General features: G+C 55.1%; 18 protein-coding genes and 1 tRNA gene. 3 read left to right on the top strand and 16 right to left on the bottom strand.

Going from position 1 to position 20238, the window contains the following annotated elements; translation table 11 throughout:
* The first annotated feature begins 149 nt into the window (after nt 1-149).
* Nucleotides 150-479, top strand: coding sequence for a biofilm peroxide resistance protein BsmA (bsmA, locus tag OGY35_RS00855; RefSeq protein WP_046494428.1), 330 nt, complete (start codon nt 150-152; stop codon nt 477-479).
* 147 nt (nt 480-626) lie between these two features.
* Nucleotides 627-902 carry a DUF1471 family protease activator YjfN gene (gene yjfN, locus OGY35_RS00860; RefSeq protein WP_178824917.1) on the top strand — a complete coding sequence of 92 codons (276 nt, stop codon included), beginning with the start codon at nt 627-629 and terminating at the stop codon, nt 900-902.
* 36 nt (nt 903-938) lie between these two features.
* Here the strand turns inward: yjfN and OGY35_RS00865 are convergent, their stop codons facing one another.
* The 15 genes from OGY35_RS00865 to nnr form a co-directional block, all read right to left on the bottom strand.
* Nucleotides 939-2561 carry an isovaleryl-CoA dehydrogenase gene (locus tag OGY35_RS00865; RefSeq protein ID WP_286631182.1) on the bottom strand — a complete coding sequence of 541 codons (1623 nt, stop codon included), beginning with the start codon at nt 2559-2561 and terminating at the stop codon, nt 939-941.
* 113 nt (nt 2562-2674) lie between these two features.
* On the bottom strand, nt 2675-3406 hold the full coding sequence (gene rlmB, locus OGY35_RS00870; RefSeq protein WP_042321448.1) for a 23S rRNA (guanosine(2251)-2'-O)-methyltransferase RlmB: 732 nt from the start codon (nt 3404-3406) through the stop codon (nt 2675-2677).
* A 66-nt stretch (nt 3407-3472) separates the two neighbouring features.
* On the bottom strand, nt 3473-5926 hold the full coding sequence (gene rnr, locus OGY35_RS00875) for a ribonuclease R (protein WP_286631183.1): 2454 nt from the start codon (nt 5924-5926) through the stop codon (nt 3473-3475).
* Nucleotides 5927-6082: 156 nt separating this feature from the next.
* Complete coding sequence (gene nsrR / locus OGY35_RS00880) at nt 6083-6508, bottom strand: nitric oxide-sensing transcriptional repressor NsrR (RefSeq protein WP_042321442.1); 426 nt, start codon at nt 6506-6508, stop codon at nt 6083-6085.
* Between the two features lie 217 nt (nt 6509-6725).
* The gene (locus OGY35_RS00885) at nt 6726-8024 is read right to left on the bottom strand and encodes an adenylosuccinate synthase (RefSeq protein ID WP_152401673.1); all 1299 of its coding nucleotides are present in this window, start codon (nt 8022-8024) and stop codon (nt 6726-6728) included.
* Between the two features lie 103 nt (nt 8025-8127).
* On the bottom strand, nt 8128-8325 hold the full coding sequence (locus OGY35_RS00890; protein ID WP_046494405.1) for a DUF2065 domain-containing protein: 198 nt from the start codon (nt 8323-8325) through the stop codon (nt 8128-8130).
* An 86-nt stretch (nt 8326-8411) separates the two neighbouring features.
* On the bottom strand, nt 8412-9416 hold the full coding sequence (hflC, locus tag OGY35_RS00895; RefSeq protein ID WP_046494403.1) for a protease modulator HflC: 1005 nt from the start codon (nt 9414-9416) through the stop codon (nt 8412-8414).
* Between the two features lie 2 nt (nt 9417-9418).
* Nucleotides 9419-10675: an FtsH protease activity modulator HflK gene (gene hflK, locus OGY35_RS00900; protein ID WP_152401671.1), complete on the bottom strand. Its 1257-nt coding sequence runs from the start codon at nt 10673-10675 to the stop codon at nt 9419-9421.
* A 189-nt stretch (nt 10676-10864) separates the two neighbouring features.
* Nucleotides 10865-12145, bottom strand: a complete 1281-nt coding sequence (hflX, locus tag OGY35_RS00905; protein WP_286631184.1) for a ribosome rescue GTPase HflX — start codon at nt 12143-12145, stop codon at nt 10865-10867.
* Between the two features lie 74 nt (nt 12146-12219).
* The gene (hfq, locus tag OGY35_RS00910; protein ID WP_042321423.1) at nt 12220-12528 is read right to left on the bottom strand and encodes an RNA chaperone Hfq; all 309 of its coding nucleotides are present in this window, start codon (nt 12526-12528) and stop codon (nt 12220-12222) included.
* 83 nt (nt 12529-12611) lie between these two features.
* Nucleotides 12612-13562: a tRNA (adenosine(37)-N6)-dimethylallyltransferase MiaA gene (miaA, locus tag OGY35_RS00915; RefSeq protein ID WP_286631185.1), complete on the bottom strand. Its 951-nt coding sequence runs from the start codon at nt 13560-13562 to the stop codon at nt 12612-12614.
* Nucleotides 13555-15417 (bottom strand): DNA mismatch repair endonuclease MutL, encoded by a 1863-nt coding sequence (gene mutL / locus OGY35_RS00920; protein WP_286631186.1) that lies wholly within the window; start codon nt 15415-15417, stop codon nt 13555-13557. The genes miaA and mutL overlap by 8 nt, the downstream gene beginning before the upstream one ends.
* A 9-nt stretch (nt 15418-15426) precedes the next feature.
* The gene (gene amiB, locus OGY35_RS00925; protein ID WP_286631187.1) at nt 15427-16758 is read right to left on the bottom strand and encodes an N-acetylmuramoyl-L-alanine amidase AmiB; all 1332 of its coding nucleotides are present in this window, start codon (nt 16756-16758) and stop codon (nt 15427-15429) included.
* Between the two features lie 16 nt (nt 16759-16774).
* The gene (gene tsaE / locus OGY35_RS00930; RefSeq protein ID WP_152401661.1) at nt 16775-17236 is read right to left on the bottom strand and encodes a tRNA (adenosine(37)-N6)-threonylcarbamoyltransferase complex ATPase subunit type 1 TsaE; all 462 of its coding nucleotides are present in this window, start codon (nt 17234-17236) and stop codon (nt 16775-16777) included.
* The gene (gene nnr / locus OGY35_RS00935) at nt 17208-18755 is read right to left on the bottom strand and encodes a bifunctional ADP-dependent NAD(P)H-hydrate dehydratase/NAD(P)H-hydrate epimerase (RefSeq protein ID WP_286631188.1); all 1548 of its coding nucleotides are present in this window, start codon (nt 18753-18755) and stop codon (nt 17208-17210) included. The genes tsaE and nnr overlap by 29 nt, the downstream gene beginning before the upstream one ends.
* On the opposite strand from nnr, the gene queG reads away from it, so the two are divergent.
* Nucleotides 18754-19893: a tRNA epoxyqueuosine(34) reductase QueG gene (queG, locus tag OGY35_RS00940; protein WP_286631189.1), complete on the top strand. Its 1140-nt coding sequence runs from the start codon at nt 18754-18756 to the stop codon at nt 19891-19893. The two genes, nnr and queG, sit on opposite strands and share 2 nt — an antisense overlap.
* A gap of 269 nt (nt 19894-20162) precedes the next feature.
* On the opposite strand, the gene OGY35_RS00945 is transcribed toward queG, so the two are convergent.
* Nucleotides 20163-20238: transfer RNA gene (locus OGY35_RS00945), tRNA-Gly, on the bottom strand.

Raw genomic sequence — 20238 nt, forward strand, 5'->3', positions numbered from 1 at the left:
GTCACATTATAAACAAGGTAGCGTGTTCAACAACGATTCATAATGTTGAGAACTGGATTACGCTTTCGCGACATTTTCATTCGAAAATCGCGCGGAAGGTAACATTTTGGGAACATTCCCCCAAAGGGAAATTAATAAGGCACTACACTATGGCTATCAGGAAACGAGATAGAGTGATGCGTCGGTTTACCTCATTGATATTGGTGATGCTCTTAAGTGGATGTAGCATTCTTCAGGGAACGCCGCAGCCAGCGCCACCCGTCGCCGATCATCCGCAAGAAATTCGTCGCGATCAAACACAAGGGTTGCAACGGATGGGAACGGTGACCTCTCTGGTCAGAGGCTCTCCGGATGATGCCGTCGATGAAGTCAAAGCGAAAGCCGCCGCAGCGAAAGCCGATTATTACGTTATTGTCCTGGTTGATGAAACCATCGTGACGGGTCAGTGGTATTCACAGGCCATCTTATATCGTAAATAGTCATTGAGGGAATTTAAGGCAATTTCACGTAGCTTTACGCCTCTATACGTTTACCTGTGCACAATAAACCGACAGCAGGAGGCTGGACGTTTATTTCGGCGATGGAATGCCCTGCGCATTGCGGGGAAACATAAAATGGAGCTGACGATGAAACAATCTCTTGCCTTATCCTCACTGCTGTTAACTGCCGGACTGGTGAGTACGACGGCGCAGTCTGCCGAATTCGCAAGTGCGGATTGCGTGACTGGCCTCAATGAAATTGGCCTGATCTCTGTCAGTAATATTTACGGAAACCCACAGGATGTGGAGCGTATCGTGGCGCTAAAAGCCGATGAACAAGGTGCATCATGGTATCGCATCGTTCAGATGTACGAAGATCAGCAGCCCGATAACTGGCGCGTACAGGCTATTCTCTACGCGTAACAGATTGCCGGATGGCACAGGCGCATCCGGCAACGTTCAGCGCAATCCCCCTGTCGCCCGTAACAACAGCGCGTCCTGTACCCGTTCTGATAGCAACATCCTACCGCGCGTATCCAGCATCATCTGACACCAGGCTTGTGCAACAGGCGGTGACGCATGCCGCAACATTTCCGTCCCGCATCCCAACAGAAAAATCTGCTGAGTGATATCGCGGCCCAGTTCTTCAGAAGGCTTGCGCAGTCGCGGCAAAAGCTGACGTACCGCGCGATCGAAGTGTCTGTCCTGACCCCTGACGTCAGAGAACGCTTCGCTCAGCATCTCATCGACCCCCGTTTGTTTACCGATGACCCGCAGAACATCGAGGCACATAACATTGCCAGAGCCTTCCCAGATGCTGTTAACCGGCATTTCCCGGTACAACCGCGGCAGTTCGCTCTCTTCGCAATACCCTATCCCGCCGAGTACCTCCATCGCCTCCGCCACAAACGGGATGCCGCTTTGACAGACGACGAATTTCGCAGCGGGGGTGAACAGCCGCGCCCAGAGCCGTTCATTGGCATGGCTACGCCGATCCCAGGCGTGAGCCAAACGAAACAGCAACGCGGTTTGCCCTTCCAGCTGTAACGCCATGCGGCTGAGCATCTGGCGCATCATCGGTTGCTCGATCAGCGGCTTGCCAGACACCATACGCTGGTGCGCGTGGTAGACAGCAACCGAGAAGGCGCGACGCATCAGGCCGTGGCTGCCAAGCGCGCAGTCAAAACGCGTCAGACCGCCCATCTTCAGAATATGACGAACGCCTTCGCCCTCGTCTCCCAGCAGCCAGCCGATGGCATCCTGAAACTCCACTTCCGCACTGGCATTAGAACGATTCCCCAGCTTGTCTTTTAGCCGTTCGAGGCGGATCGCATTGCGCTGACCGTCAGGTAAAAAGCGGGGGACGAAGAAGCAGGAGAGGCCGCCTTTTGCCTGCGCCAGTACCAAATGGGCATCACTTTGTGGCACCGAGAAAAACCATTTATGTCCTACCAACCGGTACGATCCATCCTCCAGCCGCTCGGCGCGGGTGGTGTTGCTCAGCACATCAGAACCGCCCTGCTTTTCCGTCATCCCCATACCAATCAGCAGGCCACGCTTTTGCCCAGCCGGTGCGAGGTGCGAATCATAGCGATCGCTTTGCAGAGGCGTTTGCCAGTCGGCAAACGTAGCGGGCAACATCTGCTGCAACAGCGGCGTGGCGGCGAAGGTCATGGTGATGGGGCAGAGCGTCCCGGCTTCCACCTGCGCATGCAAGATAAAGCGCGCGGCCCGGGCAACAAACGATCCGGCGCGCGCCTCCTCCTCCCAGGGCAGGTTATGTACACGGTTGGTACACAGCCCCTGCATCAACAGGTGCCATGCGGGATGGAAGCGAACGTCGTCCAGTCGCTGCCCCCGAGGGTCGTAACGCAGCAGCTCCGGTGGCCAGGCGTTTGCCAGCCGTCCCAGTTCAAGAGATTCGGCGGTGCCGAGTTGTTGACCGATACTGGCGAGAAGTTCGCTGTCCCAGCCCGCCCCCTCGCGCGCCACCGCTTCGCAGAGCGCACCATCAGACAGGAACAGATTACTGTTATTCAGGGGTAACGGCTGATTAAAAACGGTGTGAGTTTGCCAATGCATTATGTTTCCCTCCTTCAATGGCATCTCAGTAAGTATGGTCAGTCTGAGCGGAGAATGCCTGGAAAGGAGGACACAAAAAAGCCATCCTGCTGGATGGCTTCGGGGATACGACATTAGCTACGCTGGCGAACGGCCTCGAACAGACAGATACCTGTGGCGACAGAAACGTTAAGTGATGAGACGCTACCGGCCATCGGAATGCTGATCAGTTCGTCACAATGTTCACGCGTCAGACGACGCATTCCCTCACCTTCTGCCCCCATCACCAGCGCCATACGCCCCGTCATTTTGCTCTGATAGAGGGTATGGTCAGCTTCACCCGCCGTGCCGACAATCCAGATATTCTCTTCCTGCAACATACGCATGGTACGCGCCAGGTTAGTCACCCGGATCAACGGAACGCTTTCCGCTGCGCCGCAGGCGACTTTCTTCGCTGTGGCATTCAGTTGGGCAGAACGATCTTTCGGCACAATCACCGCATTGACGCCGGCGGCATCGGCGCTACGCAAACAGGCGCCGAGGTTATGCGGGTCGGTCACGCCATCCAGGATCAGCAGGAAAGGTTGATCCAGTGAGGCGATCAGATCCGGCAGATCGTTTTCCTGATACTGACGGCCCGGCTTCACGCGGGCGATGATGCCCTGATGTACGGCCCCTTCGCTTTTCTCATCCAGAAACTGACGGTTCGCCAGTTGGATGACCACACCCTGCGCTTCGAGGGCGTGAATCAGCGGCAGCAGGCGCTTATCTTCACGGCCTTTGAGAATAAAGACATCCTGAAAACGTTCAGGAGCACGCTCCAGCAGGGCCTGCACCGCATGGATGCCGTAAATCATTTCACTCATGAAATTACTCGTTAATAGTTAATCATGCCGGGTGACGCTCTGCGTCCCCGGCTTACACTGTGTGGCTTACTGCGCGTCTTTCTTTTTCGAGGCGCGTTTTGCTTTCGTGGCTGCTGCGATTTTAAGCGTTTTTGTCGATGGCTTTTTCGCTTTTTTATCGCCTTTCTTCTCCGCCGCAGGCTTAGCCCCGGCCTTGCCTTTCTTCTCGCCGCGGAAAGCGCTGTCAGGCTCAAAGTTCACTTTTTTGCCGACCTGACGACGACGCCCGGTTTTTTTACCCGCATCGCCTTTTTTCGCTCTTTCGCGCGCCGTTTTACCTTCGTTACGCGGTGCTCGTTCGCTGGAGATCAGGCTGAAGTCGATCTTGCGCTCATCCATATTGACCGCTTCTACGCGCACTTCCACGCGATCGCCAAGACGGTAAGTCTGACCGCTGGATTCGCCGGTCAGGCGCTGCCCCACCTGGTCAAAACGGTAGTAGTCGTTATCAAGCGAAGAGACATGCACCAGACCATCAATAAACAGCTCGTCCAGACGTACAAAGAAGCCAAAACCGGTGACGCTGGCAATCACGCCTTTAAAGACATTGCCAACCTGATCCAGCATGAAGTCGCACTTCAGCCAGTCAGCAACGTCACGGGTTGCTTCATCCGCACGACGTTCGGTCATCGAACAGTGCTGGCCCAGTTGCAGCATCTCTTCCATCGAATAGTGATAACCGCCGGTCTCGGTGGTGTTGCCCTTATGACCCTGCTCTTTCGCCAGCAGATACTTAATGGCGCGGTGCAGCGAGAGATCCGGGTAACGACGGATTGGCGACGTAAAGTGCGCATACTGTTGCAGCGCCAGGCCAAAGTGACCGCGGTTTTCCGGATCGTAAATCGCCTGCTTCATCGAGCGCAGTAGCATAGTTTGCAACATTTCGGCATCGGGACGATCGGCAACCGATTCCAGCAGTTCCGCGTAGTCACGTGGTTCCGGCTTGTTACCGCCCGGCAGTTCCAGCCCCAGTTCCGCCAGAACGGAACGGAAGGAGGTGATAGCCTCGGTAGTCGGCTTGTCGTGAATACGGAACAGCGCAGGCTCCTGGGCCTTCTCAACGAAACGCGCCGCCGAGATGTTTGCCAGAATCATGCACTCTTCAATCAGCTTGTGCGCATCGTTACGCTGGGTTTGCTCAATCCGCTCAATACGACGTTCCGCGTTGAAAATGAACTTCGCTTCTTCACTTTCAAACGAGATACCGCCGCGCTCTTCACGGGCTTTATCCAGCACCTTGTAAAGATTGTGCAGTTCTTCGATATGCGTAACCAGCGGCGCATACTGCTCGCGTAGCTCTTGATCGCCCTGCAATATATGCCAGACCTTGGTATAGGTCAGACGCGCGTGCGAGCTCATCACCGCTTCGTAGAATTTATACCCTGTCAGACGTCCTTTGGTCGACACGGTCATTTCGCAGACCATGCACAGACGGTCAACCTGCGGGTTCAGTGAGCACAGGCCGTTGGAGAGCACTTCCGGCAGCATCGGTACCACCTGCGACGGGAAGTACACGGACGTCCCGCGATTACGCGCTTCCTGGTCGAGCGGCGTCGGCGGACGCACGTAATAGCTCACGTCGGCAATGGCCACCCACAAACGCCAGCCGCCACCGCGTTTCTTCTCGCAATAGACCGCATCGTCAAAGTCGCGGGCGTCTTCGCCGTCGATGGTGACTAACGGTAAATCGCGTAAATCCACACGACCGACTTTTGCCTCTTCAGGCACCTCTTCTTTCAGACTGGCAACCTGTTTTTCAACGGCGGCAGGCCAGATGTACGGGATTTCATGGGTCCGTAGCGCCATATCGACAGCCATACCGGTACCCATGTTATCGCCCAGCACTTCAACGATTTTACCTACCGCTTTGGTGCGGCGCGTCGGACGCTGGGTGAGTTCAACCACCACCACAAATCCCATGCGGGCGCCCATCACCTCTTCCGGCGGGATCAGAATATCGAAGCTCAGGCGACTGTCATCCGGAACGACAAAGCCCACGCCTGCCTCGGTGAAGTAACGACCGACAATCTGGCTGGTTTTCGGCACCAGCACGCGTACGATACGCGCTTCGCGGCGGCCTTTACGATCTGCACCCAGCGGTTGCGCCAGCACCTGATCGCCATGGATGCAGGTTTTCATCTGCTCGCTGGAGAGATATAAATCGTCTTTACGTCCTTCGACGCGCAGAAAGCCGTAGCCATCACGGTGGCCAATAACGGTACCTTTCAGCAGATCGAGACGTTCCGGCAGCGCATAGCACTGGCGACGGGTGAAGACCAGCTGTCCGTCACGCTCCATCGCGCGCAGACGACGGCGCAGGGCTTCCTGCTGCTCTTCGCCTTCAATGTTCAGCTCCACAGCCAGCTCATCACGGCTGGCCGGTTTTTCACGTTTTGTTAAATGTTCGAGGATAAATTCCCGGCTTGGGATAGGATTTTCGTACTTTTCAGCTTCGCGTTCCTGGAAAGGATCTTGTGACATTGAGGTTCCTCCATTGTCAGCTCCGGTGGAATTCCGTCGTCTTTCTCGCCGTCTCTTTGTTGGCTGCTTTTGCTCTCCCCAGTCACTTGCTTTTGTAAGCGCGTGGGGATTCGCTCAGTTGCCGCGGTGATACGACGCGAAATACTGTGGACTTCATTATTCCACCAGCAATAATTTATAAAGCGGTTGATTTTCTTCAACCAAATCGGCAAGCGTGTAGTTATCCAGTTCCGTAAGAAAACTTTGCACGGCCTTAGAAAGTGCCTGTTTAAGTCGACAGGCAGGGGTAATGTGGCAAAACTCGCTGCTACAGTTCACCAACGACAGCGGTTCGAGCTCGCGCACGACATCGCCAATCCGAATGGTATTCGCGGCTTTGCCTAAGCGGATCCCACCATTTTTCCCCCGAATAGCAGTCACAAAGCCCGCCCGGCTAAGTTGATTGATTATTTTGACCATATGATTACGGGAAACGCCGTAGACATCCGTCACCTCCGAAATACTGGTCATGCGACCCTCCGGGAGTGACGCCATATAGATTAGCGCTCGTAGTCCGTAATCGGTGAAACTCGTTAACTGCACATCGACCTCAGGGAAAAGGGGGGAACGGGATACATCTTATATATTGATGATAAACCAGCCATCTGTCCGACTGCCAATTTATTTCACTCAGGAAGGAAAAAGCGAGGGTTTAACGCACGATTAAGCCGGATGGCGACGCTTTGCGTCTTATCCGGCCTACTACACTCTGTAGACCTGATAAGCGCAGCGCCATCAGGCACTGCGCCACGAACCAAAATTATGCGTCGAACGGGTCGCGCAGAATCATGGTCTCAGTACGATCCGGGCCGGTAGAAATAATATCAATCGGTACACCGGTCAGTTCTTCGATACGCTTAATGTAGTTCAGCGCTGCCTGCGGCAAACCGCTACGCTCTTTCACGCCAAAGGTGGATTCAGACCAGCCCGGCATGGTTTCGTAAATCGGCTCGATACCTTCCCAATTGTCAGCCGCCAGCGGTGTCGTGGTCACTTCACGGCCATCCGGCATACGATAAGCGACACAGATTTTCACCTCTTTCAAACCGTCCAGTACGTCCAGTTTGGTCAGGCAGAAGCCCGACAGGGAGTTGATCTGTACCGCACGGCGCACAGCCACGGAGTCCAGCCAGCCGGTACGACGACGACGACCGGTAGTGGCACCGTATTCGTTACCCTGTTTGCACAGGAACTCACCGATATCATCAAACAGCTCAGTCGGGAACGGACCCGCACCCACGCGAGTGGAGTAAGCCTTGATGATGCCCAGAACGTAATCCACATAACGCGGACCCAGGCCTGAACCGGTCGCCACGCCACCTGCAGTGGTGTTAGAGGAGGTTACGTACGGATAAGTACCGTGGTCAACATCCAGCAGTGTCCCCTGCGCACCTTCGAACATGACGAAATCGCCACGCTTGCGCGCCTGGTCCAGAAGATCGGAAACATCAACCACCATTGCAGTCAGGATGTCGGCAATCGCCATCACATCATCCAGCACTTTCTGGTAGTCAACCGCGTCAACTTTGTAGAAGTTAACCAACTGGAAGTTGTGATATTCCATCACTTCTTTCAGTTTTTCAGCGAACGTGGCTTTGTCGAACAGGTCGCCAACGCGCAGACCACGACGTGCGACTTTGTCTTCGTAAGCCGGCCCGATACCACGACCGGTAGTGCCGATCGCTTTCGCGCCACGAGCTTTCTCACGCGCGTTATCCAGCGCAACGTGGTAGTCCAGAATCAGCGGGCATGCCTCAGACAGCAGCAAACGCTCGCGAACAGGAACACCACGATCTTCCAGTCCTTTCATCTCTTTCATCAATGCAGCCGGAGACAGCACAACACCGTTACCGATGATGCTGATGACGTTCTCACGGAGAATACCTGATGGAATAAGATGGAGGACGGTTTTTTCACCGTTGATTACGAGAGTATGGCCTGCGTTGTGACCGCCCTGGTAGCGTACAACATATTTAGCCCGTTCAGTCAGAAGATCGACGATCTTTCCTTTACCTTCGTCACCCCATTGGGTGCCCAGTACGACGACGTTGTTACCCATTTTTCAAAATCACCGTTTGCTTAAAAATGGATTCTACCATCGCTTTTTCAGATATACAGCACTTTTTGCATGCAAAAATCAGCTAATTTCGCACACTTTTTGATCAGCCAATCGTTTTCCTCAACATGTAGTAGACCACAACGCCCGCAACCACAAGTCCGCCGCCAAAACGACGTAACGTATTTTCGGGCAACTGCGTCATGGCAGAAATCATCTTCTTCCATGCTCGCGGATAGAGCATCGGGCCTAAACCCTCAAGCACTAACACCAGGGCAAGTGCCAACCAGATTGTTGAGTTCATTGGACGTCCTTATAAAAAAGAAAACCACCGCATCCCTGAGGATGCCGGTGGTTTTATGCGTCTAACCTAAAACCGTTGGAGCGATATTATCGCGTTGCGGTACTCGGTGTCTTCATGTAGCGGAAGAAATCGCTGTCCGGGCTCATGATCATGACATCCTGATTGCCTTCGAAGCTCTTCTCGTAAGCACGCAGGCTACGAATAAAGGCGTAGAAGTCAGGATCCTGGCTGAACGCATCGGCAAACAGTTTCGCCGCTTCAGCATCCCCTTCACCGCGCATGATACGACCCTGACGCTCAGCTTCCGCCAGCGTTTTGGTCACTTCATAGTCGGCTGTCGCGCGCAGTTTTTCCGCTTCTTCCTGACCTTGTGAACGGTGACGACGCGCTACCGCTTCACGCTCAGCGCGCATACGATTGTAGATCGCTTCAGACACCTCGGTCGGCAGGTTGATCTGCTTGATCCGTACGTCGACCACTTCGATCCCCAGCGCCGCCATACTGTTCGGGTTGATCACCGGCACTTTGCCATTGGTTTCTGCGGTCACGCGCTCAGCGGCTTCCGCAATCGCGTTATCCGCGGCTGGCGTCGCCACTTCGTCTTCCGTTCCGGCAGAACCAGAGTTCAGCGCGTCACGAACTTCCAGGGTCAGACGACCACGGGAGTCGGTCACGATGTCTTTCACATCCAGACGACCAATCTCAGAACGCAAACGGTCAGAGAACTTACGTTTCAACAACACTTCAGCCTGAGAAATATCGCCGCCGCCCGTCGCCAGGAAGTAACGGCTGAAATCGCTGATGCGCCACTTGATGTAAGAATCGACAATCAGGTCTTTCTTCTCTTTGGTGACAAAGCGATCGGCCTGGTTATCCATCGTCTGGATACGCGCATCGAGCATTTTCACCGACTGAATAAAGGGAACCTTAAAGTGCAGGCCTGGCTCATAAATCAACGGTTTTTTGTCAGCATCGCGCACGACGCTGCTGAACTGGAACTTAATTCCGCGCTCACCTTCTTTCACCACGAAAATAGAGGTGTACAGCACTACCAGCACGATGATGATAATCGCAATAACTGACTTACGCATCGTTATTCCCCCTGACGCTGGTAGTCGTTACGCTGCGCGTTGGCGCGGCGTTGGTCCATAATATCGCCCTGACTGGTGGACGAGGTGTTGCTTGCTCCGGTGCTGCTGGAAGAAGACGTGGAAGGCAGACGCAGCAGGTTTGAACCGCTATCGCTCTTTGCCGCTGGCGTGCTCGCGCCTTTCAGCATCTGATCCAATGGCAGAACCATCAGATTGCCACCTTTGTCGTTAACCAACACTTTGCGGGTATGGCTCAACACTTTTTCCATCGTCTCGATATACAGACGCTCGCGAGTAATCTGCGGTGCGGCTTTATATTCCGGCAGGATCTTAGCAAAGCGCGCCACTTCACCCTGTGCTTCCAGGATAGTTTGCGTTCTGTAGGCACGTGCCTCTTCGAGGATACGCTGTGCCTGACCGTTCGCACGCGGCTGAACTTCGTTGGTATACGCTTCCGCTTCACGGATGTACTGCTGTTCGTTCTCACGTGCAGCAATTGCATCGTCAAACGCCGCTTTCACCTCTTCCGGCGGACGCGCTGCCTGGAAGTTGACGTCCAGCAGGGTAATACCCATGTTGTACGGACGAATGGTCTCTTCCAGTTCACGCTGGGTATCGCTACGAATAACGGTACGCCCTTCGGTCAGGATACGGTCCATGGTGTATTTACCGATTACGCCACGCAGGGCGCTGTCGGTCGCCTGACGCAGACTGTCATCTGCGCTGGTCACGCTGAACAGATATTTCTGCGGATCGGTGATACGGTACTGCACGTTCATCTCAACGCGCACGACGTTCTCATCCGAGGTCAGCATCACCCCGGAAGCGGCCAGTTCGCGGACGGCTTCCACGTTCACCGGCGTAACCTCGTCGATAAACGTTGGCTTCCAGTTCAGGCCCGGTTCAACCAGATGGCTGAACTTACCGAAGCGTGTCACCACGCCGCGTTCTGCTTCTTTGATGGTGTAGAAACCGCTTGCCGCCCAAATAATGACGATAGCTGCCGCCGCGATGGTGACGACACGCCCGCCCAGATGCGGACGCGGGCCTTGCGATGAACTTCCGCCGCCAGAGCCGGTACCTTTACCGCCCCCCAGACCACCGAGTTTTTTACTCAGTTTGCGAAAGATGTCATCGAGATCAGGTGGCCCCTGCTCGCGACCACCTTTGTTTCCATTTCCCTCAGAGTTGCCGCCTGGTTTGCTGCTTCCCCACGGGTCGCGGTCTTGTCCGTTATTACCGGGCTGATTCCACGCCATGTTTGTGCTCCATATTTGTTATGCGATGCTATACCTGTGTCTTTTGCGCTACAGATGCGTTGGCTACATCCCTCAACCCCAGTCACATAGTTGACTATATTCCAGGAGCGTTCAGAACTTGCCGCCTTCCTGACGCACAACATCCACAAGGTACAGAGGCGAAAAAATCTTCAGGCCATATCCGTCAGGTCAGACAACATAGTCTTTCAGTGCCGGTTCTTGTTTACAGAGGCGACGCCAGTCAACGATCGGCAGGCGAACTTGCAGACTTACGCTACCGTCATCCTCCATCCACTCTTTTTCTATTGCCTGAAGCTGATAAAAACGGCTTCTCAGACGCCCTTCCTGCGGCGGCAAACGCAACGTGTGCTGCGCCACCTCGCCGGAAAGTCGCTCCGTCAAAGCCTGAAAAAGCTGTGGTATCCCAATCCCTGTCTGCGCGGAAAGCCAGACACGGATCGGTTTGTTCTCTTCATCCCGGTCGATACGCGGTTCAAAGTCATCCAGCATATCGATCTTGTTCATCACCATCAGGGACGGGATCTCGTGAGCATCGATCTCTTCGAGAACCGTATCCACTGCGTCGATGTTTTCCTGCACACGCACGTCCGCTGCATCAACCACATGCAGCAACAGCGTCGCCTGACGCGTTTCCTGGAGGGTCGCTTTAAACGCCGCCACCAGATCGTGCGGAAGATGGCGGATAAATCCAACGGTATCCGCCAGCACAGTTTCCCCGACATCCGCCACGTCAATGCGTCGCAGCGTCGGATCCAGAGTGGCAAACAGTTGATCTGCCGCATAGACCCTGGCTTCGGTTATCTGGTTGAAAAGGGTGGATTTTCCGGCGTTGGTATATCCCACCAACGAGACGGTCGGGACATCCGCCTTAATGCGCGACTGTCGCCCCTGCTCACGTTGCTTTTCAACTTTTTCCAGGCGCGACTGGATCTGCAATATACGGTTTCGCAATAAACGACGGTCGGTTTCGAGCTGGGTTTCACCCGGACCGCGCAAACCAATCCCGCCTTTCTGTCTTTCGAGGTGGGTCCAGCCACGGACAAGACGCGTAGCCAGATGGCGCAACTGCGCCAGCTCAACCTGCAATTTCCCCTCATGGGTACGTGCACGTTGCGCAAAAATATCTAAGATAAGGCCGGTGCGGTCGATAACACGACACTCACACAGGCGCTCCAGGTTTCGCTCCTGGGCCGGGCTCAATGCATGATCGAATAATACGACGGCAGCGCCTGTCGCTTTTACGGCTTCCGCAATTTCAACGGCTTTACCTTCACCAACAAAGTACTTCGGGTGCGGTGCTTTACGGCTACCGGTAATCACCTGCATTGCTTCGACACCGGCGGAAGAGACCAGAGACTCAAACTCCTGGAGATCTTCCATATCTTTGTCTTGCGAAAAATAGATGTGTACCAGTACCGCCTGCTCACCGGCGTCATAACGGTCAAACAAGCGTCAACCCCTCGATATAGATCAGCGGGGAACGCAGAAATTCTGGCTCCCCGTGTGTAAAACAGTCAAAAACCTTATTCGGTCTCTTCGCTGTCCTGTTGCGCAGCAGAACCCTGCGCGCTGCTACCGTGATGATAGTTACTGCTGGTACCGCCACCGGCATTGTTACTGTGATGAGAAACCGGGCGAGACGGGACAACAGTAGAAATCGCGTGCTTATAAACCATCTGGCTGACCGTGTTTTTCAACAGGATCACAAACTGATCAAAAGACTCGATTTGACCTTGCAGCTTAATACCATTCACCAAATAAATAGAAACTGGAACACGTTCCCGACGCAGTGCGTTCAGGAACGGATCTTGTAAAGATTGCCCCTTAGCCATTCTCTCTTTTCCTTATATGCTTATTTGTACTTTGAATCTTTCGATTCTGAAAATTGCGCACGATACGCCTTAATTGTACACATTCAGTTCGCGATAGCACCAACAACCTGTAATACTTCGTTCCGCGCCTGCTCAGGTTTCTCACTGTCAAGCCAGTGCACCCCTTCCCAACCGCGCAACCAGGTTACCTGGCGCTTTGCCAACTGCCTCGTGGCGCAAACACCTCTATAAACCATTTCATCGTATGATATTTCGCCTTCAAGGTATGACCACATCTGGCGGTATCCCACACAACGAATGGAAGGCAAGTCCGTATGCAAATCTCCGCGGGCAAAGAGCGCCCGAACTTCTGCTTCAAATCCTGAAGCCAACATCTGATGAAAACGCTGCTCGATGCGTTGATGCAATAGCTCACGGCTCGCTGGGGCGATAGCAAACTGATGCACCTGGTACGGTAAAGCATCACCTGACGTTTGCGTCAGTTCCGTTAAAGTTTTACCCGAAATGAAAAAAACTTCCAGTGCTCGGGAAAGTCTTTGCGGATCATTCGGATGAATACGCGCAGCAGCAACCGGATCGATTGTCTGCAACTGCTGGTGCAACGCATCCCACCCATGCTCTGCCGCCTGTTGCTCAATTTTGGCCCTGACCTGCGGGTCTGCCGACGGTAACGGCGAGAGGCCTTCCAGCAATGCCTTGAAATACAACATCGTACCGCCCACTAACAGCGGAATACGCCCCGCCGCAGTGATCTCACTCATCTGCGCCAGCGCATCGCGGCGGAAATCCGCGGCAGAGTACGCCTGCGACGGATCGCGAATATCCAGCAATCGGTGCGGAGCCACTTTTAACTCTTCAGCGTCCGGTTTCGCCGTCCCGATATCCATCCCTTTGTAAATAAGGGCGGAATCAACGCTTATCAACTCTACTGGCAAAACTTTACGCAATTCAATCGCTAGCGCTGTTTTGCCCGAGGCCGTTGGCCCCATCAAGAAAATTGCCTTTGGCAGGCTCGCCTTACTGATATCACTCATGTTTCAGGGCATTCATCGCCGTATGTAAATCAACAGGTTGCAACAGACCACCCGGCGGTGCCTTCACGAGCTGCGGGCAAAGCCGCTCCACATCAGCCAACAGGGTAATGGCCTGAGCCATTGTCCACTGCGCATGCTCGCTCATCAGATTACGCGCAATCCACTGCGCCAGATTACCAGGTTCAAGCGCTGGCTGCTGCGTCAGGTAGCCTATCAGTTCAGGAATCAAGATTTGTAAATTTTGTTGGCGTAAGGGTAAAGGCACCGCTCGAATGGTCACATGCTGGGCATCTGCCTGAAATTCAATCCCTAATTCCACCAGCGCGCCCTGTGCATTTTCCAGCGCGACCTTTTCATCCACAGAGACTTTTAGCCGCAGCGGAATCAACAACGGCTGGGCACAGACTTTTCCCTCTTGCGCAGAGAGCTGCGCCTGACGCAACCAGCGTTCTGCAACGGGCAGCGCCAGCAGGTAAATGTTCCCTTCGCGTTCCAGCAGCGCGCAGTCGTTGCCAACGATAGTGAGCACGCGACCGAAGCTCTGACTGTGTCCCGCCAGTGCTGACACCGCAGGTTCCGCCGCGGGCGATTTTGTCGCCGCCGTCGGCGTTTGCAAGAGCTGGCGATACACTTCGCCCTGCTGTTTCTGGTAGCCCGGTTGGGCATGCGGCCAGCTTGCCGCGGTCGGGCGCGGAACGCTGCTGCCCGCTGACGGCGCGGAGGCGTAGCGTGGTGCCGTGGGTTCACGCACCGGCGCCGGCTCGGCAAAATGGTTACGTCCGGCGGCCACGCGGTTTTCGGGAACGTGTCGGGGCGCAGGCTCACCTTCGGCTTCCAGTAGTAATGGCGATTCAAGCTGCTGTTGCAGCACACTCAGTACCCCCTGGTAGATAAAGTCATGCACCAGGCGCGACTGATGAAAACGCACTTCGTGCTTGGCCGGATGCACGTTGACATCCACCTGATGCGGGTCAATCTCGAGGTACAGCACAAACGCGGGCTGCTGATCGGCACCCAACTTATCTTCACACGCCTGACGAATCGCATGGTTGATCAGCCTGTCACGCATCATACGTCCGTTAACGTAGCAGTACTGAATTTCCGCCAGCGCCGTCGTGGTGTGATTGGGATCGGCGACCCAGCCGCGTAATGTCAGATCGCCATGCTGCCACTCAATCGCCAACGCCTGCTCAAGAAACGGCGTGCCGCAAATGGCCCCCAGACGACGCTCTTGCGGCCCGTCTTTCGCTACCGCACGGTACTGACGCACCATTTTGCCGTTGTGCGACAAGTTGATCGTCACATCAAAACGCGCCAGCGCAATGCGTCGAATGATCTCGTCAATATGGTTGAATTCGGTTTTCTCGGTGCGCATAAACTTGCGCCGGGCGGGAGTGTTATAGAACAGATCGAGCACTTCCAGCGTGGTCCCTACCGGATGTGCGGCCGGTTTGACCGTCACATCCATATCGCGCCCTTCGGCGTAGGCTTGCCAGGCTTCCTGCTGCTCTTCAGTGCGCGACGTGAGCGTCAGGCGAGACACCGAACTGATACTCGCCAGCGCTTCGCCGCGAAAACCGAGGCTGATGATCGCTTCCAGATCGTCAAGCGACGCGATTTTACTGGTGGCATGACGCGCCAGCGCCAGCGCCAGTTCATCTTTCTTGATCCCACAGCCGTTGTCACGAATGCGGATAAGCTTCGCGCCGCCGCGCTCGATATCAATATCGATCCGCGTCGCCCCGGCATCGAGACTGTTTTCCACCAGCTCTTTGACCACCGATGCAGGTCGTTCAACCACCTCACCTGCGGCAATCTGGTTCGCCAGTTGTGGCGGTAACACCTGAATCGGCATGCAAATTCCTTAGTTGATCAACGACTCACCCGGCGTCGCGGCGCTCGCGGTTTGCGCCGCGCTTCCCTGCGGGGCCGACTGCATCGGATGCGCCTGGAAGTAGTTACGCAGCCCTTTGTAAATCGCGTCGGCCAGCTGCTGCTGATACGCATCGCTCGCCAACAGACGTTCTTCACTGTGATTACTGATAAAGCCGGTCTCCACCAGCACCGACGGAATATCCGGCGAGCGCAGAACGCCCAGGCTGGCATGCTCAGGACGCCGTTTGTGCAGTGAACCAATCCGTTCGAGCTGGCCTAACATGTTGGTTGCCACATCATACCCTACGCGTTGGGAATGGCCGAACTGCAAATCCAGCACCGCCTGACTTAAGTAAGGATCGGACTGGCTGTTTGCCAGCACATCCCCCGCACCGCCCAGCAACTCTGACTGTTTTTCATGTTCTTCCAGCCAGTTCGCCATTTCGCTGTTGGCGCGTCGGTTCGACAGCACCCATACGGAAGCACCGGTGGCGCTTCGGTTGGGCGCGGCATCGGCGTGAATTGACACCAGGAAGTTGGCGTTTTGCTTTCGCGCCACGTCGGATCGCCCCATCACGGAGATAAAATAATCCCCATCGCGGGTTAACACGCCTTTAAACATCGGGTCGGCATTGAGTAATGTGCGCAGTTTACGGGCCACCGCGATAGTGACATTTTTCTCTCGCGTGCCGCCAGGACCAATCGCGCCGGGGTCCTGTCCGCCGTGCCCGGCATCGATGGCGATCACCACTTTGTCACCACTGCTGGATGTCGCCCTGGCCGCTGGGCGTGTTGCCGTATTGCTACTGGTCACGGCGGTGGTTCGATCGTCACTGGCTTTAAACGGATTGCGTGCAGGTTCACTCGGACGTGGCGTCACCACCGGCGTCTCCACGCGTTTAGCGACCACGGGCGCAGGAGGGGGCGGAGGGGGTGTATCGGCGTTAATGGTAAAGACCACCGTGTAATTTCCGCCATTCTGCCGTTTTACCGCCTCGGTCTTCCCATTTTCAGTTAAATCCACCATCAGTCGTAGTGACTGCGGATCTTTCGCCGTACCGGAACGAATGGTCTTCACCAGGTTGTTACCGCTAAACATCAGCGGAAGCCCCTGAATGACCCCCGTTTGCTTAATATCCAACGCAACGGTACGTTTGCCTTCATGGGAAAAGGCATAATCAGGATCGCCAATAAAGCTGAGCGTAATACGCGCCTGCCGATCGCCGTTGGAGACCTGTATATCGGAGAGGCTGGCAGCCCCGGCCTGCGCGCACAGCAGAACCAGCATAGCCACCAACCCATTTCTGATGCGATAAATCATCCCGCCACCTTTAAGGTTAACCGGCTAAACGCGCCAGCAACAAATCACCTGATGAGGAGACAGCACTGATGCGCGCCTCACGACCTTGCGCCTGGTAATCTATGTGTATTTCGACATCCGGGTCCGGGAGTACACCTTTACCCTGTTGTGGCCATTCCACCAGGCAAATGGCATCGTTGGCAAAATAATCGCGGATCCCCATAAATTCGAGCTCCTCGGGATCGGCAAGACGATACAGATCGAAGTGATAGACCATCAGGTTATCGAGAGAATAGGGTTCGACCAGCGTATAGGTTGGACTTTTTACATTACCGGAATGCCCTAACGCCTGCAGGAATCCCCGACTAAAGGTGGTTTTACCCGCACCTAAATCACCGTAGAGGTAGATAACGGTCGCGCCATTGCAGGCCTTGGCTACCCGTTGTCCCAGGTCTAATGTTGCCTGTTCGTCAGGTAGCGGAATTACTCGATTCATCATGATAAACGTCAATCACATCAGGGTTAACAATACGCTGTAGCGTGGAAAAAAGATCGGTTGCCAACATACCGCGCATACCTACGCTCGCCGCCAGAACATCTGCCGCCGCACCGTGGGCCACGCAGCCAGCACAGGCTGCATCATACGGGGTAAGCTTCTGTCCGAGCAATGCGCCAATAATACCGGAGAGCACATCGCCCATGCCGCCGCTGGCCATGCCCGCGTTCCCGACATCGACAATTCCCAATGCCTCTGGTTGTGCGGCAACTACCGTTCCCGCCCCTTTCAACACCGCAACGCCTCCGTAACGTTTTACCAGACGCTGTGCAGAATGTAAGCGATCGCTTTCAATTTCTGCGACAGAACACCCCAGTAACCGCGCGGCTTCTCCCGGGTGCGGTGTGATGACGCGATTGTGACGTTTATCGGGGTTGATTGCCAGCAGGTTCAACGCATCCGCGTCCCAGAGCATCGGTTTACGAAAATTCTCGACTTTTTGCAGCGCTTTTTTGCCCCACTCCGCCTGTCCAAGCCCTGGACCAATGATAATGACATCCGCCCATGCGAGGCTTTCATCAAGGGACTGCGGCGTCAGCTCATGCACCATCAGTTCGGGACGAGCGGTCAACAGCGGGGCGATATTCTCGCTGCGCGTCAGCACGCGTACCAGTCCCGCCCCGGCACGCAGCGCCGCTTCGCCAGCCAGCCGAATCGCGCCTGCCGTACCGTGATCGCCGCCAATCACCACCAGCCGACCGTGATCGCCTTTATGCGACGTTGCACGGCGCGGAGAGAGCCAGTGCGCAAGTTGCGAGGCGTCGAAGCGTTGAATCGGCGCATCCTGCCCCGCCAGCCAGTCGTCCAGTCCTAGCGAATTAAAATGGACGCGCCCGGTGACATCACGGGCTTTTCCTGTCAGCAGACCCGGTTTCAGGACGATAAAGGTAACCGTGCGTTCGGCCCTGATGACCGCACCGGGTGCCGCTCCCGTTTGTGCCAGCAACCCGGAAGGTATGTCTATCGAGACAACAGGTGCAGGATGGGCGTTTGCCCGTTCGATTAACGTAGACAACGGTTCGCGCGGCGCCTGGGTTAACCCGGTCCCTAACAGCGCGTCAATAATCAGGTCGATATTTTCCGGCCAGGCGATCGCCGGGGAATGAATAACGCCGCCTGCGTTCAGCCAGGCCTCTCGCGCCTGTGCGGCTTCCTCGGGGAGCGGTTTGTCGCTCTCCTGCGCTATCAAGGTGACCAGAATCCCAGCCGCCTTCGCCAGCCTCGCCACCACGTAGCCATCGCCACCGTTATTACCGTGACCGCAGAGCACCAACCAGCGCCGGGCATAAGGCCGGGACTCTCGAGCCACATCAAACACCGCCTCACCCGCCCGCAGCATCAGCTCGAACAGCGTGAGCCCCAGCGCGTCGGCGGCTTCTCGCTCCAGTCGTTTGATGTCATCGGCGGGCCAGATGGAGTGTGGTATACTGATGGGGTTTTTCTTCATTGTATGGTCCGTCATGTCAGAGCCCCTCGATCTCAATCAGTTAGTGCGAAAAATTAAGCAGTGGGGGCTGGAACTGGGCTTTCAGCAGGTCGGTATTACCGATACCGACCTGAGCGAGTCCGAACCCAAACTGCAGGCGTGGCTGGACAAACAATACCACGGCGAAATGGACTGGATGGCGCGTCACGGCATGATGCGCGCGCGTCCCCATGAGCTGTTGCCCGGCACGCTACGCGTCATCAGCGTGCGCATGAACTATCTTCCCGCCCACGCCGCGTTTGCCAGTACGCTGAAAAACCCCGCACAGGGCTACATCAGTCGCTATGCCCTGGGGCGCGACTACCATAAGCTTTTACGTAACCGCCTCAAAAAGCTGGGCAAGATGATTCAGCAGCATTGTGTCACGCTGAATTTTAGACCTTTTGTCGACTCTGCGCCCATACTTGAGCGCCCGCTGGCGGAAAAAGCCGGTCTTGGATGGACAGGTAAGCACTCACTTATCCTGAACCGCGAAGCGGGGTCGTTTTTCTTTCTCGGTGAGTTACTGATTGATTTACCCCTGCCGGTTGACGATCCCGTGGAGGAAGGATGCGGGAAATGCGTCGCCTGCATCACCACCTGCCCGACCGGTGCAATTGTTGCCCCTTACACGGTGGATGCGCGTCGCTGCATCTCTTACCTCACCATCGAACTGGAAGGCGCGATCCCTGAAGCCCTGCGGCCACTCATGGGCAACCGGATCTACGGTTGTGATGACTGTCAGTTGATCTGTCCGTGGAACCGCTATTCACACCTGACCAGCGAAGACGATTTCAGCCCACGCAAGGCACTTCATGCGCCCGAGTTGATTGAGCTGTTTACCTGGAGTGAAGCAACGTTTTTAAAAATTACGGAAGGATCGGCTATTCGCCGTATTGGTCATCTGCGCTGGCTGCGTAATATTGCTGTCGCCCTCGGCAATGCCCCCTGGAGTGACGCCGCCCTTTCCGCGCTGGAAAGTCGTCGGGGTGAGCACCCACTTCTTGATGAGCATATTGAATGGGCAGTCGCGCAGCAAATCGCGAAGCGAAACGCCTGCGTGGTTGACGTGCAATCCCCGAAGCAAAGGCGACTGGTCAACGCTATCGAGAGGGGACTCCCGCGGGACGCCTGAATCTTCCACAGGCTGTGAATAAAAATAAAAACACATTGCTATTCAAGAACGAGAAGATCGTCAAGTGATCGCATTAACAATTTGCAATCTTAATTTTAACTATGATTTCAGACAGTTAAAGAAAAACTATTCACCCGGCGAAGTATCTGAATATTCCAAAGAAAAATCTTAAGCTGTGGATAACTCTGTTCACAAGAATGTGACAAAGGCAAAATAAAATGACCCCAATACAAAAATGTACTGTGGTTGATTTTCTGGAGATAAGAATTTGGAGCGGGAAACGAGACTCGAACTCGCGACCCCGACCTTGGCAAGGTCGTGCTCTACCAACTGAGCTATTCCCGC

It is taken from the genome of Citrobacter sp. Ct235 (assembly GCF_030332305.1).
Taxonomy (GTDB): Bacteria; Pseudomonadota; Gammaproteobacteria; order Enterobacterales; family Enterobacteriaceae; genus Citrobacter_A; species Citrobacter_A telavivensis.